At 41.7% G+C, this 18,647-nt stretch carries 18 protein-coding genes and 1 other RNA gene; 7 read left to right on the top strand and 12 right to left on the bottom strand.

Features of this window, described 5'->3' with window-relative positions:
- Positions 1–3: 3 nt before the first annotated feature.
- Complete coding sequence (locus tag AC4MCD_RS08175; RefSeq protein ID WP_491875883.1) at positions 4–3,699, bottom strand: BapA/Bap/LapF family prefix-like domain-containing protein; 3,696 nt, start codon at positions 3,697–3,699, stop codon at positions 4–6.
- A 390-nt stretch (positions 3,700–4,089) separates the two neighbouring features.
- Here AC4MCD_RS08175 and AC4MCD_RS08180 point away from each other — a divergent pair, with 390 nt between their 5' ends.
- Positions 4,090–5,259 carry a ribosomal protein uL16 3-hydroxylase gene (locus AC4MCD_RS08180; RefSeq protein ID WP_419365715.1) on the top strand — a complete coding sequence of 390 codons (1,170 nt, stop codon included), beginning with the start codon at positions 4,090–4,092 and terminating at the stop codon, positions 5,257–5,259.
- An 82-nt stretch (positions 5,260–5,341) separates the two neighbouring features.
- Here the strand turns inward: AC4MCD_RS08180 and AC4MCD_RS08185 are convergent, their stop codons facing one another.
- From AC4MCD_RS08185 to AC4MCD_RS08205, 5 genes are all read right to left on the bottom strand, one after another.
- On the bottom strand, positions 5,342–7,204 hold the full coding sequence (locus AC4MCD_RS08185) for a sensor histidine kinase (RefSeq protein ID WP_491875884.1): 1,863 nt from the start codon (positions 7,202–7,204) through the stop codon (positions 5,342–5,344).
- 59 nt (positions 7,205–7,263) lie between these two features.
- Positions 7,264–7,947, bottom strand: coding sequence for a response regulator (locus tag AC4MCD_RS08190; RefSeq protein WP_180179341.1), 684 nt, complete (start codon positions 7,945–7,947; stop codon positions 7,264–7,266).
- A 224-nt stretch (positions 7,948–8,171) separates the two neighbouring features.
- Positions 8,172–8,969, bottom strand: coding sequence for a glutathione S-transferase N-terminal domain-containing protein (locus AC4MCD_RS08195; protein ID WP_491875885.1), 798 nt, complete (start codon positions 8,967–8,969; stop codon positions 8,172–8,174).
- A gap of 108 nt (positions 8,970–9,077) precedes the next feature.
- Entirely contained in the window at positions 9,078–9,587 is a 510-nt protein-coding gene (rraA, locus tag AC4MCD_RS08200) for a ribonuclease E activity regulator RraA (RefSeq protein WP_180014160.1), read from the bottom strand.
- 11 nt (positions 9,588–9,598) lie between these two features.
- Positions 9,599–10,264, bottom strand: a complete 666-nt coding sequence (locus AC4MCD_RS08205) for a Rossmann-fold NAD(P)-binding domain-containing protein (RefSeq protein ID WP_419365718.1) — start codon at positions 10,262–10,264, stop codon at positions 9,599–9,601.
- A gap of 213 nt (positions 10,265–10,477) precedes the next feature.
- Between AC4MCD_RS08205 and rpsT the strand changes: the two genes are divergently transcribed.
- Complete coding sequence (gene rpsT / locus AC4MCD_RS08210; protein ID WP_004786139.1) at positions 10,478–10,747, top strand: 30S ribosomal protein S20; 270 nt, start codon at positions 10,478–10,480, stop codon at positions 10,745–10,747.
- A gap of 140 nt (positions 10,748–10,887) precedes the next feature.
- Here rpsT and AC4MCD_RS08215 read toward each other — a convergent pair whose 3' ends face one another.
- The 3 genes from AC4MCD_RS08215 to AC4MCD_RS08225 form a co-directional block, all read right to left on the bottom strand.
- The gene (locus AC4MCD_RS08215; protein ID WP_004786141.1) at positions 10,888–11,010 is read right to left on the bottom strand and encodes a hypothetical protein; all 123 of its coding nucleotides are present in this window, start codon (positions 11,008–11,010) and stop codon (positions 10,888–10,890) included.
- 120 nt (positions 11,011–11,130) lie between these two features.
- Positions 11,131–11,880 carry a histidine phosphatase family protein gene (locus AC4MCD_RS08220; protein ID WP_491875886.1) on the bottom strand — a complete coding sequence of 250 codons (750 nt, stop codon included), beginning with the start codon at positions 11,878–11,880 and terminating at the stop codon, positions 11,131–11,133.
- Positions 11,881–11,940: 60 nt separating this feature from the next.
- Positions 11,941–12,792: a 3'(2'),5'-bisphosphate nucleotidase CysQ family protein gene (locus tag AC4MCD_RS08225; RefSeq protein WP_491875887.1), complete on the bottom strand. Its 852-nt coding sequence runs from the start codon at positions 12,790–12,792 to the stop codon at positions 11,941–11,943.
- 12 nt (positions 12,793–12,804) lie between these two features.
- Here AC4MCD_RS08225 and AC4MCD_RS08230 point away from each other — a divergent pair, with 12 nt between their 5' ends.
- The 4 genes from AC4MCD_RS08230 to AC4MCD_RS08245 all read left to right on the top strand — a co-directional run bounded on the left by AC4MCD_RS08230 (position 12,805) and on the right by AC4MCD_RS08245 (position 15,803).
- Positions 12,805–13,491 (top strand): HAD-IA family hydrolase, encoded by a 687-nt coding sequence (locus tag AC4MCD_RS08230; protein ID WP_419365721.1) that lies wholly within the window; start codon positions 12,805–12,807, stop codon positions 13,489–13,491.
- Complete coding sequence (locus tag AC4MCD_RS08235) at positions 13,484–13,924, top strand: RNA-binding S4 domain-containing protein (protein WP_004786147.1); 441 nt, start codon at positions 13,484–13,486, stop codon at positions 13,922–13,924. The genes AC4MCD_RS08230 and AC4MCD_RS08235 overlap by 8 nt, the downstream gene beginning before the upstream one ends.
- Before the next feature lie 145 nt (positions 13,925–14,069).
- Positions 14,070–15,113: a recombinase RecA gene (gene recA / locus AC4MCD_RS08240; protein WP_004786150.1), complete on the top strand. Its 1,044-nt coding sequence runs from the start codon at positions 14,070–14,072 to the stop codon at positions 15,111–15,113.
- Between the two features lie 75 nt (positions 15,114–15,188).
- The gene (locus AC4MCD_RS08245; protein ID WP_180017671.1) at positions 15,189–15,803 is read left to right on the top strand and encodes a regulatory protein RecX; all 615 of its coding nucleotides are present in this window, start codon (positions 15,189–15,191) and stop codon (positions 15,801–15,803) included.
- A gap of 299 nt (positions 15,804–16,102) precedes the next feature.
- On the opposite strand, the gene ffs is transcribed toward AC4MCD_RS08245, so the two are convergent.
- An RNA gene (ffs, locus tag AC4MCD_RS08250) (signal recognition particle sRNA small type) lies at positions 16,103–16,199 on the bottom strand.
- A gap of 295 nt (positions 16,200–16,494) precedes the next feature.
- On the opposite strand from ffs, the gene AC4MCD_RS08255 reads away from it, so the two are divergent.
- Entirely contained in the window at positions 16,495–17,298 is an 804-nt protein-coding gene (locus AC4MCD_RS08255; protein ID WP_419365722.1) for a YbgF trimerization domain-containing protein, read from the top strand.
- Between the two features lie 76 nt (positions 17,299–17,374).
- On the opposite strand, the gene lpxA is transcribed toward AC4MCD_RS08255, so the two are convergent.
- Entirely contained in the window at positions 17,375–18,163 is a 789-nt protein-coding gene (gene lpxA, locus AC4MCD_RS08260) for an acyl-ACP--UDP-N-acetylglucosamine O-acyltransferase (RefSeq protein WP_004786156.1), read from the bottom strand.
- Positions 18,160–18,645, bottom strand: coding sequence for a 3-hydroxyacyl-ACP dehydratase FabZ (gene fabZ / locus AC4MCD_RS08265; protein ID WP_171064833.1), 486 nt, complete (start codon positions 18,643–18,645; stop codon positions 18,160–18,162). The genes lpxA and fabZ overlap by 4 nt, the downstream gene beginning before the upstream one ends.
- Positions 18,646–18,647: the final 2 nt, after the last annotated feature.

Consider the following 18,647-nt stretch of genomic DNA (forward strand, 5'->3'; position numbering starts at 1 on the left):
TACTTAACCAATAATTAGCTGATTTTCAGACAAAAGCTGCTGCAAAGTGAGTCCTTGCTGATTTTCCAGAATCAGTAAATCTGTGCACTGAAATTCTGATTCTGATCCATCTCGGTCAACACGAATCACTGCATGACCGTCTATATCCTCAACTGTAATATAATCATTGATATTACTTAGGTCAGACAGCAAACCATCAAAGAACTCTTTATCAAACTGGATAACATCAACATCCAGCAAGTTAGAGTCTTGCCCTGAACCTGCTAAATTAAAATCGATCCAGGTATCTACACCATGACCGGCAGTTGCATCCGCTGCATCTAGTACTTCGTAGACCAGAGTATCCACACCTAAGCCTGAAGAAATCAGGTCATTACCCTGATCAGCATAAATGGTGTCATTCCCCGCACCCGCGATAATAATGTCATCACCACTGCCCGCCTTGATAATATCATTACCGCCATGGGTATCATTTTCCTTGATAAGGTCTCTAAAGTGTTTTTTGAGGTAGGTATAGACTTCTTGCTGGGTTAATACCTCACCTACAGGTTTTTGTGATTTCAGGTATTCTTCAATCACAATATAACCAGAACCTTGCGGAGAAATACGTTCATCCCAAGTTAGGTGATCCGTATTGATCGTGTCCGCAAAGATGACATCAGCACCGGCACCTGCATGAATATTGTCATGACCCATCGGATTGAGCTGAGTAACTAGTTGCTCTCCAATAATATAAGCCATCAATTCTTGCGGAGTTTTCAGTACAGCAACCGAGCCTTCACCGATAGCAACTTTCTCCCCTTGTTCATTGGTATTGTCATATAGCTTAAGTGTTTCTTCTTTCGGATGAAGAATACCTGCTGCAAACACTTTTGAGAGTTGATCTAACTTTGCAAAGTTTGCTTTATTATTTTGTACGTTGTCTGTTGGATCACCATCCGTAATAAAATAAGTCTGGTTTTCATAGCCTGAATTTTTGATATTTGCGCTATTAAACCAGTCCGTTGCCTGCTTGAACGCTTCATTATAGTCTGTACCACCTGATGATGGAGTGAAGAATGTCCCTGACGTTGCAACAATTTGATTCTTTATCCAAAGCTCTAAATTAGGCAATAAGCTCGGATCTTTTAAATTCTGAGCAGAAATTTCGATAGATTTTCGATTGCCTGAATAGTTATTCCCCCTAGAATCTGTAGAACTAAAGGTCATGATCTTGAAATTAATCAGACCATCATGCTTGGCTAAAATGGAACTAAAATGTTTGAGCACTTCTTGCACCATTTGTGCATAGGTAATGTATTTTCCATTATATCTAATGGTATCTGCCATACTGCCAGACAGGTCAATTAACATGGCGATATTGTAGTTTTTACCGGCTTCAGTATAAGTTTGTACCCCACCTAAATCACCCACCAGGATATCTTCAGAACTTCCTCCGACAATATCATCATCTCCATCACCACCAACCACAATCTGTGCCGAGGTAATTTCAACAGGAATGGTTCCAATTACAGGATAAGACGGCAGGCTTTCTAATTGAGACTGAATATCTTTAACGATACCAATCACTTCCACCTGCGTATCCATACGCAAATGTCCTGCTGTAACATCCACACTCCATGAATTATCTGCCTCATCAATAACAGCTTCATAGATTTTCCCAGCGACTTTCACTTCAACTTTGACAGGTTCACTACCTGCGGAACCCGAAATACTTCCTTTAATTTTTACTGAAGTCGTAATTTCTGGATCTTTCAGCAAAGCAATAGGCTCAATTGAAACTTCTGCTAACGGTAATACCCAAATGGTTGCCGATGTTAGGGTATCCGCCTGACGCTGAGTTTTGTGATCTACCACTGTAGCGAGTACTATATATTGACCAATATTAAGTGCTTGCGGAACCTGAATACAGAAATGACCAGCTTCATCCACACACGTGGTGAGACTCTGAATATTTCCAGATCCATCACTTATTTTAAGTGTAACTACACTACCGGCTAACGCATTTGAATAGCCACTTAAAATCGGGTATTGCTCAGCGCTTTTTTCCGGCTCTTCAAGGCATACATTTAAGTTATCTACAATGGCTTCTGTATATGAGCAACTAGTACGGTTACTACTAGGTTCAGTCACGCTGACTTGTACGCTATATTGCCCATCTGCCAATGCAACCGGTACCACTACTGCAAAACAACCATTATTTGCTATCGCTTCAAGTGTTTGCACATTTTTATCAGCATCTGTCACTACAACTGTAATTGGGGTGCCATCAGCTAATGAAGTAGTACCACTGATAGCCGGATATTGATCAAAGTCATCCTCTAAGGGATTCAACTTTACACTTACAGCATAAACTTCGGCTGCTGATTTTGTACTGGCAGTACGTACACTTTCAATTTCTGTCACGCTGGCTTCAACACAATACTGGCCATCTGCAAGAATATCTGGCACTTGTGCTTCAAACACACCGTTTTGAGCTGTTGTTATTAAAATTTGTACTGAATCTGCTGAATCCCTGATAACAATAACAATTTCACTTCCATCTTGGGCATTGGTTTGACCAGTAATAACTGGACGCTGTTGATACCCACTTTCTAATGAAAGGCAAATCTCTAAACTTAGATCAATCGGATCAACGGGATCTACAGGATCCACAGGATCAATTGGATCAACCGGGTCAATAGGATCGACCGGGTTAACTGGATCAACCGGATCTACTGGATCGACCGGATCAACAGGATCAACAGGATCAACAGGATCAACAGGATCTACTGGATCGACCGGATCAACAGGATCTACTGGATCGATAGGATCAACAGGATCTACTGGATCGATAGGATCTACAGGATCTACTGGATCGATAGGATCGATAGGATCAACAGGATCTACAGGATCTACAGGATCTACAGGATCAACAGGATCAACAGGATCAACAGGATCAACAGGATCAACAGGATCAACAGGATCGACCGGGTCAACAGGGTCAACAGGGTCAACAGGATCTACTGGATCGATAGGATCTACAGGATCTACAGGATCTACAGGATCTACAGGATCTACAGGATCAATTGGATCAACCGGGTCAATAGGATCGACCGGGTTAACTGGATCAACAGGATCAACAGGATCAACAGGATCAACAGGATCAACAGGATCAACAGGATCAACAGGATCAACAGGATCAACAGGATCAACAGGATCAACAGGATCAACAGGATCAACAGGATCAGTCGGAGTCACAGGAACATTTGATTCAAGTTCTGAACCAGGATTAGATGGGCTTCCACCACTAGAGCCACCGCTAGCGGCAGCTGCAATTCCACCTACTAGCGCTGCGCCACCCGCAATCCAGGGTAAAAGCCCCATACTATCGGAAGATGAAGGTAATAATACTTCGATGTCTGGAATCTGCTTGTACTGTTTCGCGACCTGATCAAACCAGTACAATCCTCCATCGTCTTCTTCAAATACAATGTCAGATGTGAGTCCATCTTCATTACTGACATAAAAGTTTTCAATGACCAGTCTTTCGCCATTTGTAAGGACCACAATTAGGGTATTGCCCTCTTGTAATAACTCGACAACATCGAGCTTATTAATTTTGGCTTTTACAATTGAAATAGCATCAAGCTGAACATTAGTTGCCTCTAATTTTGTTTGTTCTCGGCTTAACTTATTAATAATTTGAAGTGTTTGCATTATTTTTCCAATCTATATTTCCCCAATGTTGCAAAATTGTACGATTGTTGTTTTTATGTCAAACACACTATTCTTTTCACCTATTTATTGATGCAGTTCACACTTTTTAATTACATTCTTTTTCACTTTATTAAAAAAATATATTTTTACTGAGACCTTTTGATTAACTCTTTTCAGAAATAAAAACTCAAATCTTGAATTTAATTTTTAAGGGATATATCACACTTCCCCAATTTGTAACAAAAGTTGTAATAATATTTCCCTTAGACAGAGTATTACGGCTTAGATTTCATCTCTTAAGGTGCAATAAAAATCTATTTCACATGATCCAGCTTGCACCATAAGCTTACTCAAGAGAAAATACCTGCAAATTTTTATGCAGTCTTAATAATGTCCCTACCTCTAGACGTTTTAGGCGGTATTACCGCTGAACAATTCCTTGCCGAATACTGGCAGAAAAAACCGCTGCTGGTACGTAATGCCATGCCTGAAATCGCAGGCCTGCTAGAGCCTGATGATGTAATGGAGCTGGCACTTGAAGAAAATGTCACTGCACGTCTGATCAAGCAGAAAGATCGTGATCCAAATCAGTGGTCGGTCAAGACATCCCCTTTATTAAAAGCTGACTTCCAGAAGATGCCTAAGCTCTGGACTTTGCTGGTTCAGGCTGTGGATCACTATTCATTCGACCTGTCTGAACTCTGGAAAAAGTTTGCTTTTATCCCTCAATGGCGTCGTGATGACATCATGGTGTCTTATGCGCCTCAAGGTGGTTCAGTCGGTCAACATTTCGACTTTTATGATGTTTTTCTAGTTCAAGGCTATGGTCATCGCCGCTGGCAACTGGGGCAAATGTGTGATGCCGAGACCGAACTTGTACCGGGGCAGCCATTAAAATTATTGCCAGAAATGGATGTGAATTTTGATGAAGTCCTTGCACCCGGTGATTTGCTGTATGTTCCACCCGGCCTTTCCCACTACGGCGTAGCAGAAGATGACTGTCTGACTTTCTCTTTTGGTTTCCGTATGCCAAATGTCAGTGACATGATGGACCGTGTAGGCGATAAATTTTCGGAAAATGAGGTCTTACGCAATCCATTGACTGACATTATTCGTGATCAAATTAGCGCTGCGGGTGAAGTCACAGGCAATGAACTTGAATATCTGAAAGGCAAAATCATGGAGCAGTTGCATAACTCCAATGTGCTTGAAGACGCCATCATGAGCTTGATGTCAGAACCGAAATATGAAGAGAATATTCCGGAGGCTGAAGAAATTGGCACAGGTGATCTGGAAGAAGCACTTGATCAGGGCTATAGCCTGATGCTTGAACCCGCTTCACGCCTGCTCTATACAGAAGAAGACGGTGAAACCTTGTTCTGGGCCAATGGTGAAGGAATCTGTATTTCAGAAGCATTTACTGCAAAACTGAAGCAGATTGCTGATGGTGAGCGTGTCTTACTGGATGAAGGTTTCGCTGACGAAGATATGCTGGAGGATGTTGCTGAGCTATTGAATGATTCTGTACTGATGCTAGTGCCACGGGCTGAAGAAGAATAAGTTTTTATATCTTGGTCATTTAAATCTATAAAAAAGAGGATCATATGATCCTCTTTTTTATGTCTGGATAATTTTGAGATGATTAAGGCTGATAGAGTTCCATCACCACGTGTACGCAGGTATCACCTTTCGCAGACTGAATATCCAGCATTCCACCCATGCGTTCAATGCGCATTTTCATACTGCGCATGCCAATACTCATACCATTTTTCTGCACCATCTCTGGATTAAAGCCGACCCCATTGTCTTGAATTTTTAAAGTCAATTGATGTGGCTGTGTATATTCCATACTCACACTCACCTTTGTCGCCTGGCTATGCTTGATAATATTGGTCAGACTCTCTTCTACTACACGAATCAGGGTCAGACATTGCAAAGCAGTAGGTTCACGCTGCCAGACTTTAGGAAATGACCAGTCTACGGCGATATCCATTTCTTCCAGTAATTGAGTAAATCGGTAACGTACTGGCGCAATCCAGATCACTGGCGTTTCAGGCACTTTATTGTCAATAGAAGAACCGCTATCGATAATTTGACGCAGGTCATCCCTAAGCAGCTTCAGCATAGATAAGAACTGCCGGTTAGAAATATTTTCGGTACTTTGATCCACCAGAATCATGGAACGCACAATCGAGCCACCCAGTCCATCATGCAGTTCATGTGACAGATTAATCCGTTCCTGCAAACGCACATTATCCAGTTCCAGCTTATGCTGATCACTCAAGCTTTTATTTAGATCAGCACTGACTTGCCGTACTTTTGATTCTAACTGCGTATTAAATTTTTCGATCTTTTTGATATTACGATTCAGTCGTGTCCCCATAATTAGCACAACAAACAGAATAATAATCGGTGATGTATAAGGTGATAAAGGTGAGAATTCACTAACCGCCGTTTGACCCAGAATGATCAGATCTATAATGACACACAGCAAAATTCCCCACAGACAAAGCATCAGAAACAGATATTCCCCATTGCGGGTTTTAATGGCCCAGTAGCTGACATAGATGACGCAACTAATATAAAGCAGCACATATGAGACAAAAGCGACACTGAGCACCGCTTCTAAATGCTCTAAAGAACTGGCTATGATGAATACACTAAATAAAGCAGTAACCCCGATAAGCCCCCGCTCCAAACGCTGAAATTTCTGCTTCAAGAACCGAATCAAATACAGGCAGAAGAAGTGCATATAAAGGATAAAGAAAATCAGATTGGCTTTACTGGCCCATATACTGGAGGGAAAAGGAAAATTCTCTGTGGTTAATACATTGGAGATAAACAAAATCCACAATAATGAACTCAGCGCCAGCCAGCCAAAAGTGGTTTCAGAACGTCGGAATAGCCAGATAATCAGGCTAATGACTCCAATCGTACCGGATAGAATCATATTGATCTGAAAGAGCGTACGGCGATCCCAGATCTTTTTTGAATAATGCTGGTCGTTGGCCATGACATTATGAAATTCAATCCTGCCAAGTCCTGCACCTTGGAAACTGTAACCCCGTACATAAATCAGCAGTTCATTGTCTGTCTGCTTCAAGCCTGCAATGGGCAAAATCCAGTAACGTGGTACATTCCAGCTTTTAGATAAAGGTTCTTGCAGATTTTGATCCGACCACAGCAGATCATCATTCAGAAAAACAGCTCCAGCAGAGTTCAGATAATCAATCCCAAAAACAATGGGTTCAGCCAGACGTATATTGTCCTGACAAGACCAACCCCAGCGAATTTTATACCAGGCATCCCCATTATATTTCGGCCAGTTATTTTTCCAGTTATCCGGTAATGTCACAGGTTGCCAGCCCGCATCCGGAATTTCGAGATGACTTGGGACTTGAACTTTTTGTTGCTGTTCAATGTTCACCTGACAAAGCTCATTAATCTGAAAATTATTCTGTGCCAGACTGATGCAAGAGAATAGGCTCAGCCAGCTCCCTATCATCAATAGAGCGAAGAGCCTTAGTCCTTGTCTAAACATCTTGCTAACGGATAGCATTCGCACTAAAGAATACCTAAATGCCGGGCGGTGCTCACTGCTTTAGTCCGCTTGCTGACAGAGAGTTTGCGGTAAATATGCTTAATATGACTCTCTACGGTATAGCGTGACACACAGAGTTCATCGGCAATTTCACGATTGCTAAGTCCCTGTGCCACCAATGAAAGAATTTCTTTTTCCCGTTGGGTCAGGCTTTCCTGTTCAGGATCAGGTACGACCTGTTCCAAAGAGGAAGATGGCTCTGAACTGGAAATCTGCTTGAGAATTTCACGCGCAATAAAAGGATCAATGGGTGCGCCGCCCCGCAAAATACTACGAATTGCCAGACTCACTTCTGTATCATCGCGTTCCTTGAGTACATAACCGGTTGCTCCTGCCTTAATTGCTTTTAACAGGCTGTCCTGAGTACTCCAAGCGGATACGACGAGTATCAGAGTTTGTGAACCGAGCTCATGTATTTTTTCAATAATGGAAATGCCATTTCCATCTGGCAGTCCAAGATCAATCAGTGCTAAACAGAACGGTTCTTGTTGCAGAAGATATTCGGCTTCCCTGACATTATTGGCGAACAGCAATACTTCATCGCTATACCCTAGATCCTTCAAAATATTTTTTAAACGGCACTGAATGACATATTCGTCTTCAACAATTAATACAGGTACCGGTAGTACGGCGTCTTGTGCTGTCATAAGCACACCCCTTATCGTTATTCTTATCACCCCATTGAAATTAAAATATAAACAAAAAAAGAAGAAAAATCATGAGTTTTTTTAACTTTATTGTGAGTAGCTCTAAGTATGAATAATTTTGAAAGCAGAGTTCTTGTTCTTGGAAAATTCAAATTTATAAACCATAAAAATGCCATCTATTTTAAGATGGCAATTTTTGTATGTTCCAAATATTAGGTAGCAGTTTATTTTTTACTTTTCTTCTCAGGACCATATTGCTGCTTCAAATACTCCACAATATCTTTAGACTCAAACATTTTTGTATTGGTATTCGGATCAACCAGATAAGGAACTTGGATATTGTTCCCCATTACTTTTAGTATCTGTTCACGTTTACCCCCCGATAAGGGTTCATATTTACCCGGCTTTAAACGCAGTTTTGCTGGTCCATAATCTTGCCAGCGTTCCTTCGCGACGTTATGAAAAATGAATGGTATTTCCAGCTCGCTTAGAACAGCACGTACTACTCGAGTAAACGGACTCGCTTCAAAGCCCCATAATTCTAATAACTGTTTAGGTGCTGGACGATCAATAATCTGTTTGTTGATCCATACACCGCGGGCTCCATTCACGATGGTTCCGGCAATAGCGGCCACTGGAATTTTAGGATATTGCGCGTATTTACTCGGTATCTTGCCATTTTTGCCATAATGCTTGAACAGGTGATGAATAATATCTTGTGACTCATACATCTGATCACCCGTATTTTCATCTACTAAAAATGGAAAGCGGGTTCTGCCTCCCAACTGTTTTACAATCGGACGATATTTGGTGCCACCCTTAGGACATGGATAAACTTCATAATCCAGATTGAGCAAGGTTAATACCTCACGGACACGACGACAAAATGGTGAACCTTCAAATTCATATAGCTTGATTGGCTTTTCAGGCTGATTTGGAAACGGCGTGCCCACCATACCTCGACCGCCTTGGGTAAATGACGATGCCAGTGCTTGAGCAATCTTGATTTGATGTGGGAGCATTATTGTTATCCTTTTTTTGTTTTAAGAACCGTGAAAGTATGCTATTTGAGTGACTTTCACGGTATTGCTGATTTTTATTACTTTCTGTCAGTTTAAACAGATAGCTGATTAATCGACTAGTTTTTCCTGCGAAAGTACAATGCCGTTGTTATCGGCATAGACATACTCGCCCGATTTAAACGTGACTCCACCAAAATAAAGCGGCACATCAACTTCACCAATTCCCTTGCGGTTGCTCTTTTGAGGAATAGAAGCCAAGGCATGTACACCAAGATCAAGTTCAGCAATCGCATCGACGTCACGCACACAGCCGTAAATAATCACACCATTCCAGTGGTTTTTCACCGCAGATTCAGCAATCAGATCACCCATTAATGCACAGCGCATCGAAGCACCACCATCAACGACTAAGACTTTGCCTGTACCATCTGTCGCCAATAACTCTTTAACGCGAGAGTTATCTTCAAAGCATTTTACGGTCACAATCTGGCCGCCAAAGCTTTTACGTGCGCCATAACTTCTAAAGAATTTGCCATCCAGGCATGGAGTGACTACCTGCAGGTCTTTATCCGGATTATCATCAAGCAGGTCACAAGTTACAAATGGTACGCTGGACACGTTTTTTACCCTCATTTCATTTTTTGTATGGCTAAATTATCATAAATTTCAAATTTCACAGTCTGATTCAGTGCTGCATATACCATAGTATGAGCCACCTGCTCTGCTGTCACTGGCTTGTATTTAAAAGAATCGGAGATGAAATGCGAAAACTTATCAAACAGGTTCTGTGCCGCGTCTTCCAGTAAACGCTGATGATCCCGCTCACCAATCAATAAAGACGGACGGAACAAGCTGATACGCTCTAGAGACAAGGTCTGGATATAATCCTCTAATTCACCCTTTACTCGATTATAGAACAGTCTGGATTTTGAATTGGCACCCATCGCACTAATCAACAGATAATGGGCATCTGTTTGCTGCACCAGTTCGGCAAAATGGGCATTGATGGTGTAATCAGTATTATAAAAAGCTTCTTTCGAACCTGCTTTCTTTAGCGTGGTACCCAGACAGCTAAAGGCATGGGTATGGCCACTGACATCCTGATCATTGAGCATTAAGAAATCCTCAACGACCACCTGCTTGACCTTGTGCCATTGTTCAAATTCTGGTTGATGTTTACGCACGATGACGCTAATACGCTTACAACTTGGTTCATTTACCAGCTGTTGCACCAAAGTCTTTCCGACCAAGCCTGTAGCGCCAATCACGATAGGATATGTAATGGTTTTAGTCATTTTTTGTACGATCTCCCTGCTTAGATACTAATCTAACGTTTTCTTTAGAATTTTTCTGCAACTAAAATGTTGTCAAAGCATGTCAAGACTTGACTTAAGCCCATAGTTTCCTCAAAATATGGCACTTGTTTACGGGCTGGTGATAGTTCTTCTGATGTGGTTTTCAGTTGAGTTTCAGCCCGCCCAGACCAATCTATTTCAAGGAGTGCACGAGTGGCAAACTCTGCTCAAGCAAAAAAACGTGCTCGTCAAAACGTTAAAGCACGCAAACACAACGCAAGCTTGCGTTCTATGGTTCGTACATATCTTAAACGTACAGTAGCTGCTATTGCTGCTGGCGACTATGCTGTTGCTACTGAAGCTTACAAAAAAGCTGTTCCAGTAATCGACCGTATGGCTGACAAAGGTATCATCCATAAAAATAAAGCAGCTCGTCATAAGAGCCGTTTGAACGCGCAAGTTAAAGCATTAGCTTCTAACTAATCGCAAATCAAAAGAAGCCCTTTTAGGGCTTTTTTTGTGCCTGAAATTTAATACCAAATCAACAATAAAGAATGATGAATACCAGAAAGTTATCTAATCCTAGTTATAGAAATCTTCTATTCAAATAAAAATAGAATAAATTATTCATCCTTATCCATAGAATGAGGTGTTGTGGTCTGATCTTGCTGCGCATTGTCTGTATCACGCTGACAGGCAGTTAATCCCAGCATAACAACCAGACTTAAAATTGTGATTATTTTCATGATGACTCCTATGCTTCCAAAATTGGTTTAAATATCAGCATAGTGATATTTCATCGTTACTCTATTTCACTTTCATACGATAAATGTAAAAAACTCAACCTAAATAATTGAGCCTTTGAATTATTTATTTACCTTTAATTCGGCATTCTGAAATTGGGAAATATCCAGCTCATGCACTTTGCCACGCCAAATCCATTTTAGTTTAGATTCCTCAAATACATCACCTTCAAACCAGACAAACAGACCTTCCATCATTTTCGGCCAGTCTTCACGGCTGACTTCCTGATGCCCAGACATCACTGCAATCATCGCTGCCAGAATGGTGTCATGACTGACCGCCAGACTGAGTCCATACGGCGTTTTCGGATGAGTGTTATAAATCAATTCCAGTACATCCACTACGCCATTAATTGGATGTTTCATTCCGGGCAAGGCATTGTTGACGAAGCTATTAATAAAGCCTAATGCCCCCTGCTTTTTGAAATATGGCCCTGCTTTTTGAATATCCAGTACAAAGCTGCCTGGTTCAACCAGCAAACCCTGTTCCACGATTTCAATCTTATGGGTATGCGGTGCTTTATCCGTTGCATCTGCCCCTTCGATCATCAATGCTGCGGTATCTACGCAGCGCTGAATCGGACTCGATATACAATGCTGAATATACCGATCTGTCTGATTGACCAGAAAAGCGCCCCATTCCTGCGCCAAATCACGTCCTTGCGGCGTCAACTGCAAATCGTAACCTGCCAGTCCCTGACCAGCGACATCTTCACGCAGAGAATGCCGCGTAAACAGAGTCACAGGTGTCTTAGTATCAGGCAATAAATCTATTGCACTGAGCATACTTGGTGGAAGCAGTTTTAATGCCACAATCTTGCCAACTGATCTATCAACGGAATCTTCCTCACTATACCATGAACGGCTATGAGCTCAATCATTGTCTTGCATGTCCGCCAGTGCCTGTAAGGCTAGTACTTTCATAGCTTCATTCTTATAGGCGATAAACCCGCCATTCAGTAAGGTCTTGCGCTGGTTGTAGATGAATGGCCGACCTTCCAGATCAACCAACCCTCCGCCAATCCGCTCGAGCATGCATTGACCGGCACTGGTATCCCACTCAGAGGTTGGATGGAAACGAGGATAAATATCTACCCGGTCTTCAAGGATCATGCAAAATTTATAGGCACTTCCTGCCTTGAACTCGGTGTACGCGCTAAGTTTAGCCAGACTTTGCAGATACTCGATATATTTTGGCTTCTGCTGACTGCTCTGACTCAGACCGACAAAGACATCCTGATGATCGGTAGCTGACTCATAGCCAAACCATGCCTGATTCTGAATATCGTATTTAATCGGCAAGCCTTCTTCAGGACAGAAATAAATTAGCTGCTGCGCAGGAACCGCCAGAATCGCAAAGGTAGTCAGACTGCCTCTGACCAGACTCAGGTTAATCGTGAATTCTGGGCGCTGATGCAAAAACTCTTTGGTGCCATCCAGAGGATCAAGCAACCAGAAGTCTGTCCAGGCATGACGCTGATCCTGCCGCCCCTCTTCTGACAGCAAAGGTAATTCCGAGATTTCCGCCAAAGCTTGGGTTAAATAACTATTCACCCGATAGTCTGCCTGCGTTACAGGAGAATCATCACTTTTCTTGACAATATCAAACGCAGCACCCGAACAATAACGCTGATATTCTTCTCGCAAAATTTCACAGGCATGTGTCAAAATGGGCACAAACTGCAAAATCATCGGATCTTGTGGTGCTATTGTCGCTTTAAACATAGAAAACCTTATATGTCGAATTGCTCAGAAAAACCGCCTATAATTTTCGATATGGACGGAACTTTACTTGATCTTGCTTACGATGACTTCATCTGGAACGAGTTATTACCGGTCCGTTATGCCGAAACACATGGCTGTAGTCTGGAACAAAGCCGCGAAACGCTTTATGCATTCTATCAGCAACATAATCATACCCTAAACTGGTACTCTTCTCGCTTCTGGACGGCTAAAGTCGAAGTCGACGTTCTGGCCATGCAAATCGAGCATAAAGATAGGGTTAGCTTACGCCCTTATTGCCTGGAATTACTCGATTATCTTAAAAATAATGGCTATCCGATCTGGCTTGCAACCAATGCCGACTGTGCCGGCCTGGCCTTTAAACTGGATCATCTGAATCTCAAAGATTATTTCGATGTCATTGTCAGCTCGGAAAGCATTGGACATGCCAAAGAATTTGTAGAATTCTGGCAAGGTCTGAATGCTTTGTACCCCTTTGATCCTGAGCAGGTCTATTTTATTGATGATACCGAAAAAGTCCTGAATGGCGCCAAGGCTTATGGCATCCAGAACCTGTTCTGCATCCAGCAACCATCTTCCAGTAAAGTTGCGCGCCAGACTTGCAATTACCCGATGCTGCACCAATTAACAGAGTTAATCACTCATTTAAATCAGTCTGAGGTAAACAAGCAATATGCGTAAATCGTCTTTACCCGAAGATGCGGTAGGCATGCGTATAGATAAATGGCTGTGGGCGGCACGTTTTTTTAAAACCCGTTCCATTGCCAAGAATGCTATTGAGGGCGGTAAAGTCCATCATAATGGTGAGCGTGTAAAAGTATCTCGCGAAGTCCGTGTGGGTATGGAGTTGACGATTCAGCAAGGTATCGACAAAAAAACCGTGGTTGTAAAAGAACTTTCTGATGTTCGTGGTCCTGCACCAGTGGCACAGAAACTGTATGAAGAAACTGAAGTCAGTATCGCTCGCCGGGAATTGATTGCATCGCAAAGAAAGTTGCATAATCTAGCGCGTCCCGATCATCGACCAAGCAAAAAAGATCGTCGAGACATCAGTCGATTCAAGAATGAAAATAGTCAGAACTTTGATCAACATTGGTCATATAATGATGATTAAATTCAAGCGTCAGCATGTGTCGTAACACTGCTAGATTTTATAGAACACAAGGGAAATTTCTGTCACTATATTCCTGTGGAACGAAGCTCTAATGTAAGACATCCACTTGAGTACTAAGTTTGTGACATCGTATTGAGGTTGTAAGATGGATGAGAATAAAAACAAGGCGCTCAACGCTGCCTTAAGCCAGATTGAAAAACAGTTTGGTAAAAACACAGTGATGCGTCTTGGTGACAATACCGTGCAAGCAGTTGAAGCTGTATCTACAGGTTCTTTAACGCTTGATATCGCACTCGGTATTGGTGGTTTACCGAAAGGCCGTATTATCGAGATTTATGGTCCTGAATCTTCAGGTAAGACCACAATGACATTGCAAGCGATTGCTGAATGTCAAAAAGCTGGCGGTACATGTGCATTCATCGATGCCGAGCACGCGCTTGATCCTCAATATGCCCGTAAACTCGGTGTAGATATTGATAACCTGCTGGTTTCTCAGCCAGACAACGGTGAACAGGCACTTGAAATCGCTGACATGCTGGTACGTTCTGGTGCGATTGACCTGATCGTAGTCGACTCTGTTGCTGCATTGACGCCTCGCGCCGAGATTGAAGGCGAAATGGGTGACTCACATATGGGTCTGCAAGCACGTTTGATGAGCCAGGCACTGCGTAAAATTACCGGTAATGCCAAGCGTTCAAACTGTATGGTGATTTTCATTAACCAGATCCGTATGAAGATTGGTGTAATGTTCGGTAGCCCGGAAACCACAACTGGTGGTAATGCACTTAAATTCTACGCTTCTGTACGTCTGGATATTCGCCGTATCGGTCAGGTAAAAGAAGGCGACGAGATTGTAGGTTCTGAAACCAAAGTCAAAGTTGTGAAAAACAAAATGGCACCTCCATTCAGAGAAGCTCTGTTCCAGATTCTGTATGGTAAAGGTGTTAACCATCTTGGTGAACTGATTGATCTTGCAGTACAGCAAGAAATCGTTCAAAAAGCGGGTGCATGGTATTCATATCAAGGCGACAAGATTGGCCAAGGTAAGAACAATACCATCCGTTATCTTGAAGAACACAAAGAACTGGCGGATACTATTGAAAAACTGATCCGTGAGCAACTGCTTACTACAGGCAAAGTAGTCGAAGATAAAGACGAAGAAGAACCAGCAGACTTTCTGGATGCATAATCCTTGAACGTCATAACAGAGCGCCCTACGGGGCGTTTTTGTTATTATGGAATGGATATTTTAATCGAGATCAATATGTCAGACGCAAAATTCAGCAAACTTTTGGACTATGACGCGATTAAACAGCAGTTTGGTGATGCTGAAGATTCAGTCACTCCTGCACCTGTTAAGTCACAGGCTTTGCCAGAATTTGATCCGGAAGACAGCTTATTTGGTAACTCCGATAAAGAGCAGAATAAACCCGGTCTAACTGGCACCCGTTTGCGTTCTTATGCCTTTGCTGTATTGACTCGCAAAGAATACTCCAAAGCTGAACTCATTGAGAAACTGGCGCTTTATGCAGAAGATCGCAATGAAGTAGTCACTTTGGTGGAAGAGCTATCTAGAGAAAACTATCAAAGTGATCAACGTGTCGCTGAAATCATGTTGTCGAGCCAAAAGCGTAAAGGCAAAGGTCCCAATCAGATCAAAATGAAGCTGAAAAGCAAAAAAATTGATACTGCCCTGATCAGTGAAGAACTCAAAGAAACGGACTGGGTACAACAGGCTTATGAACTGAAACTTAGAAAATATGGTCCAGAAGTGACGAAAGATCCAAAACTTAAAGCTAAACAGATCCGTTTTCTGATGTATCGCGGTTTTGAAATGGATGCGATCATGAAAGCGATTAGCCGCAAGGCCGAAGATTAGTTCTTTTGTATTTGTGAAAATTACGCTTAGGCTATTTTTTATTTTCTTCTTTGCCATCCTGCTTAAATAGTTTCCCTTATTACAACTAATCCCAAACAACAAAAAGCTTTCAAAAGCTCAAATTAAGATAGTCTATTTTCATAATTGAATTTCAATATTCCAAACAATATAAACATCCACGAAAGCAGCTCTGGATAGAAATCTGAAAGTAAATATTAAAGGAATGAAATACAATAAAAATTAAGATTGAAAAATAAAGCGAGAATAGAGAAATTTTATAATTATAAATCTGGTGGCAACCCTACCAGCAAAGCTCCGGCACATCATAGATCTACTACCGTTGCTACCTTCCGGTCCTGGCGGGGTTCATAGAGTACAATTGCGAAGTAACCGGCAGGGCTACCATTACAGGAACAGAGTATAGAGATTTTTATTGAAGTTGCAAGGGCTGTATTTCAAATTTTCAGCATATGCTATCCGTTTGATTATTTTAAAAACAATATGCTCCAATATGTTGGTTTTTTAATATTCTTCACAATTAATTCATGAATATCGAAATTCACATGATCTTTGTAAAACCTTGTTGCAATTTCTAAAAATGCCGTTTTAAATGTGAAGCTATAAACGAGTTATCTCTTTTAGAATAAATGAGCTGCGGATACATAATCTCGCCAAGAATCATGGAACTTATATGATGTTTAAGAAACAGGTATTGTGTGCCCTCACTGCACTCTGTACAACCTCTCTTTTTGCTGCGATTCCTATCGAATCACGTGGACTCAGCCAAGGTGCTCAATCAAATAATATCAGCACTCAATCTGCCATTGCTACAGGTGCAGATGCGCCTCAGACCAATACCAGCTGGCAGCTCATGCAAAAAAACCAGCAGCTTGAAAATGATCTACGCAGTTTACGTGGAAAAATCGAAGAACAAGAAAATGAGATCGAGAGATTAAAGAGCGAATTAACCAACCGCTATGCAGATCTGGATCAACGTCTTGAACTGTTGCAGCAAAAAATTGAACCTACTGAAGATACTCCCGCGGAGGATAACCAACAGGATATTTCTCCCAGTTTAAGCTCTAATGCTCCAGTAGCCACTCATCAGGTACCTACAACGCAACAGCCGAGTGAGCAGGAAAAAGTGGCTTATACCATTGCACTGGATGCCTATAAAAATGGTGGTGCAGCTAAAGCCATTGCACCCATGCAGAATTTCATCAAGAATAATCCGAATAGCGTCTATATCAGCAATGCTCACTTTTGGTTAGCCGAATTTAACCTGTCGATTGACCCACCGAATTTTAATGAAGCAAAGAAAAATTATCTGATTGTGGTTGACCGCTATCCGAATTCTGCAAAAGCCTCTACTGCCCTTTATCAGCTTTATAATATTAGTAAGGATGTAGAAAAGAACGCTACTCTCGCTTCACAATATAAAGCGAAACTACTCAAGAACTATCCGAAAGCTGAAGAAGTTAAATTTTTGAAGTAAATAAAAAGTCCTATTAGTCCTATTAAAAAAGACACCACGAAGGTGTCTTTTTTAGTTCTACTTTTACTTTTTTAGCTTAACGTACAATGCCACGCTTGGATTGTTCGAGTGAATCAATCAGACGTTGTGCTTCAGACACTTCTGGAAGAATCTCGTTACGGATTTTCTCGATGGCTTCCTGAGTCGTTAAGCCAGATTTATAAATTAGCTTAAAGGATTCACGCAAACCATTAATCACGTCTTTTGACCAGCCTTTACGACGCATGCCTTCAACATTCATGGCAAATGCATGGGCCGGGTTACCCGATACCATCACATAGGCAGGAACATCTTTCAGAATCAGTGAAGCACCACCAATCATGCTATAAGAGTCAATTTTACAGAACTGGTGAATACCTGAGTTACCACCAATCACGACATAATCGCCTACGTGTACGTGACCCGCCACACCGACATTATTTGCGAAAATATTATGATCACCAACCATACAGTCATGTGCAATATGCGTATTTACCATTAACAGGTTATGACTGCCAATCTTGGTAATACCTTTGTCCTGAACCGTACCACGGTGCAGACTGCAGTGTTCACGAATCTTGTTATAATCACCAATTTCCAGCCAGGTTTCCTCACCTGCATATTTCAGATCCTGGCAGACTTCACCGACGCTGGCGAACTGAAAAATTTCATTATGTTCACCAATACGTGTGAAACCACCCACCACGACATGTGAATGCAGTTTGGTACCAGCACCAATCGTGACATTTGGCCCAATAATACAGTAAGGGCCAATCTGTACATCTGCAGCAATTACTGCAGATGCGTCAATGATGGCAGTTGGATGAATTAGGGGATTATTGCTCATGCCTGCTCGACTTTCAGATGGGAAACCATAATTTCCGCGGTTGTTGCGACAATGCCATCTACTGTGGCAATGCAATTATATTTATAAATGCCACGTTTTTGCATCACTAATTCAGATTTAAGTACTAATTGGTCACCAGCAACCACTTGTTTTTTAAATCGAACCTTTTCAGCTCCAGCAAAAAGGAATAATGAACCTTCTTTTGGAGTTTCATTATTCATGACAAAACCAAGGATACCTGAGATCTGTGCTAATGCCTCTACAATCAATACACCTGGCATGATCGGATAATTCGGAAAATGGCCTTGCAGAAACTCTTCATTAATTGAGACGTTTTTATAACCAACAATGCCATTTTCGGTAATATCAACAACGCGATCTACCAGCAGAAATGGATAGCGATGGGGCAAATATTCACGAATCTTTTGAATATTCATTGGCAATTCAGGCTTCGTGAATGTAGGCAAATTCGACTCTGTCATCA

The organism is Acinetobacter sp. CAU_H_78, assembly GCF_058599365.1.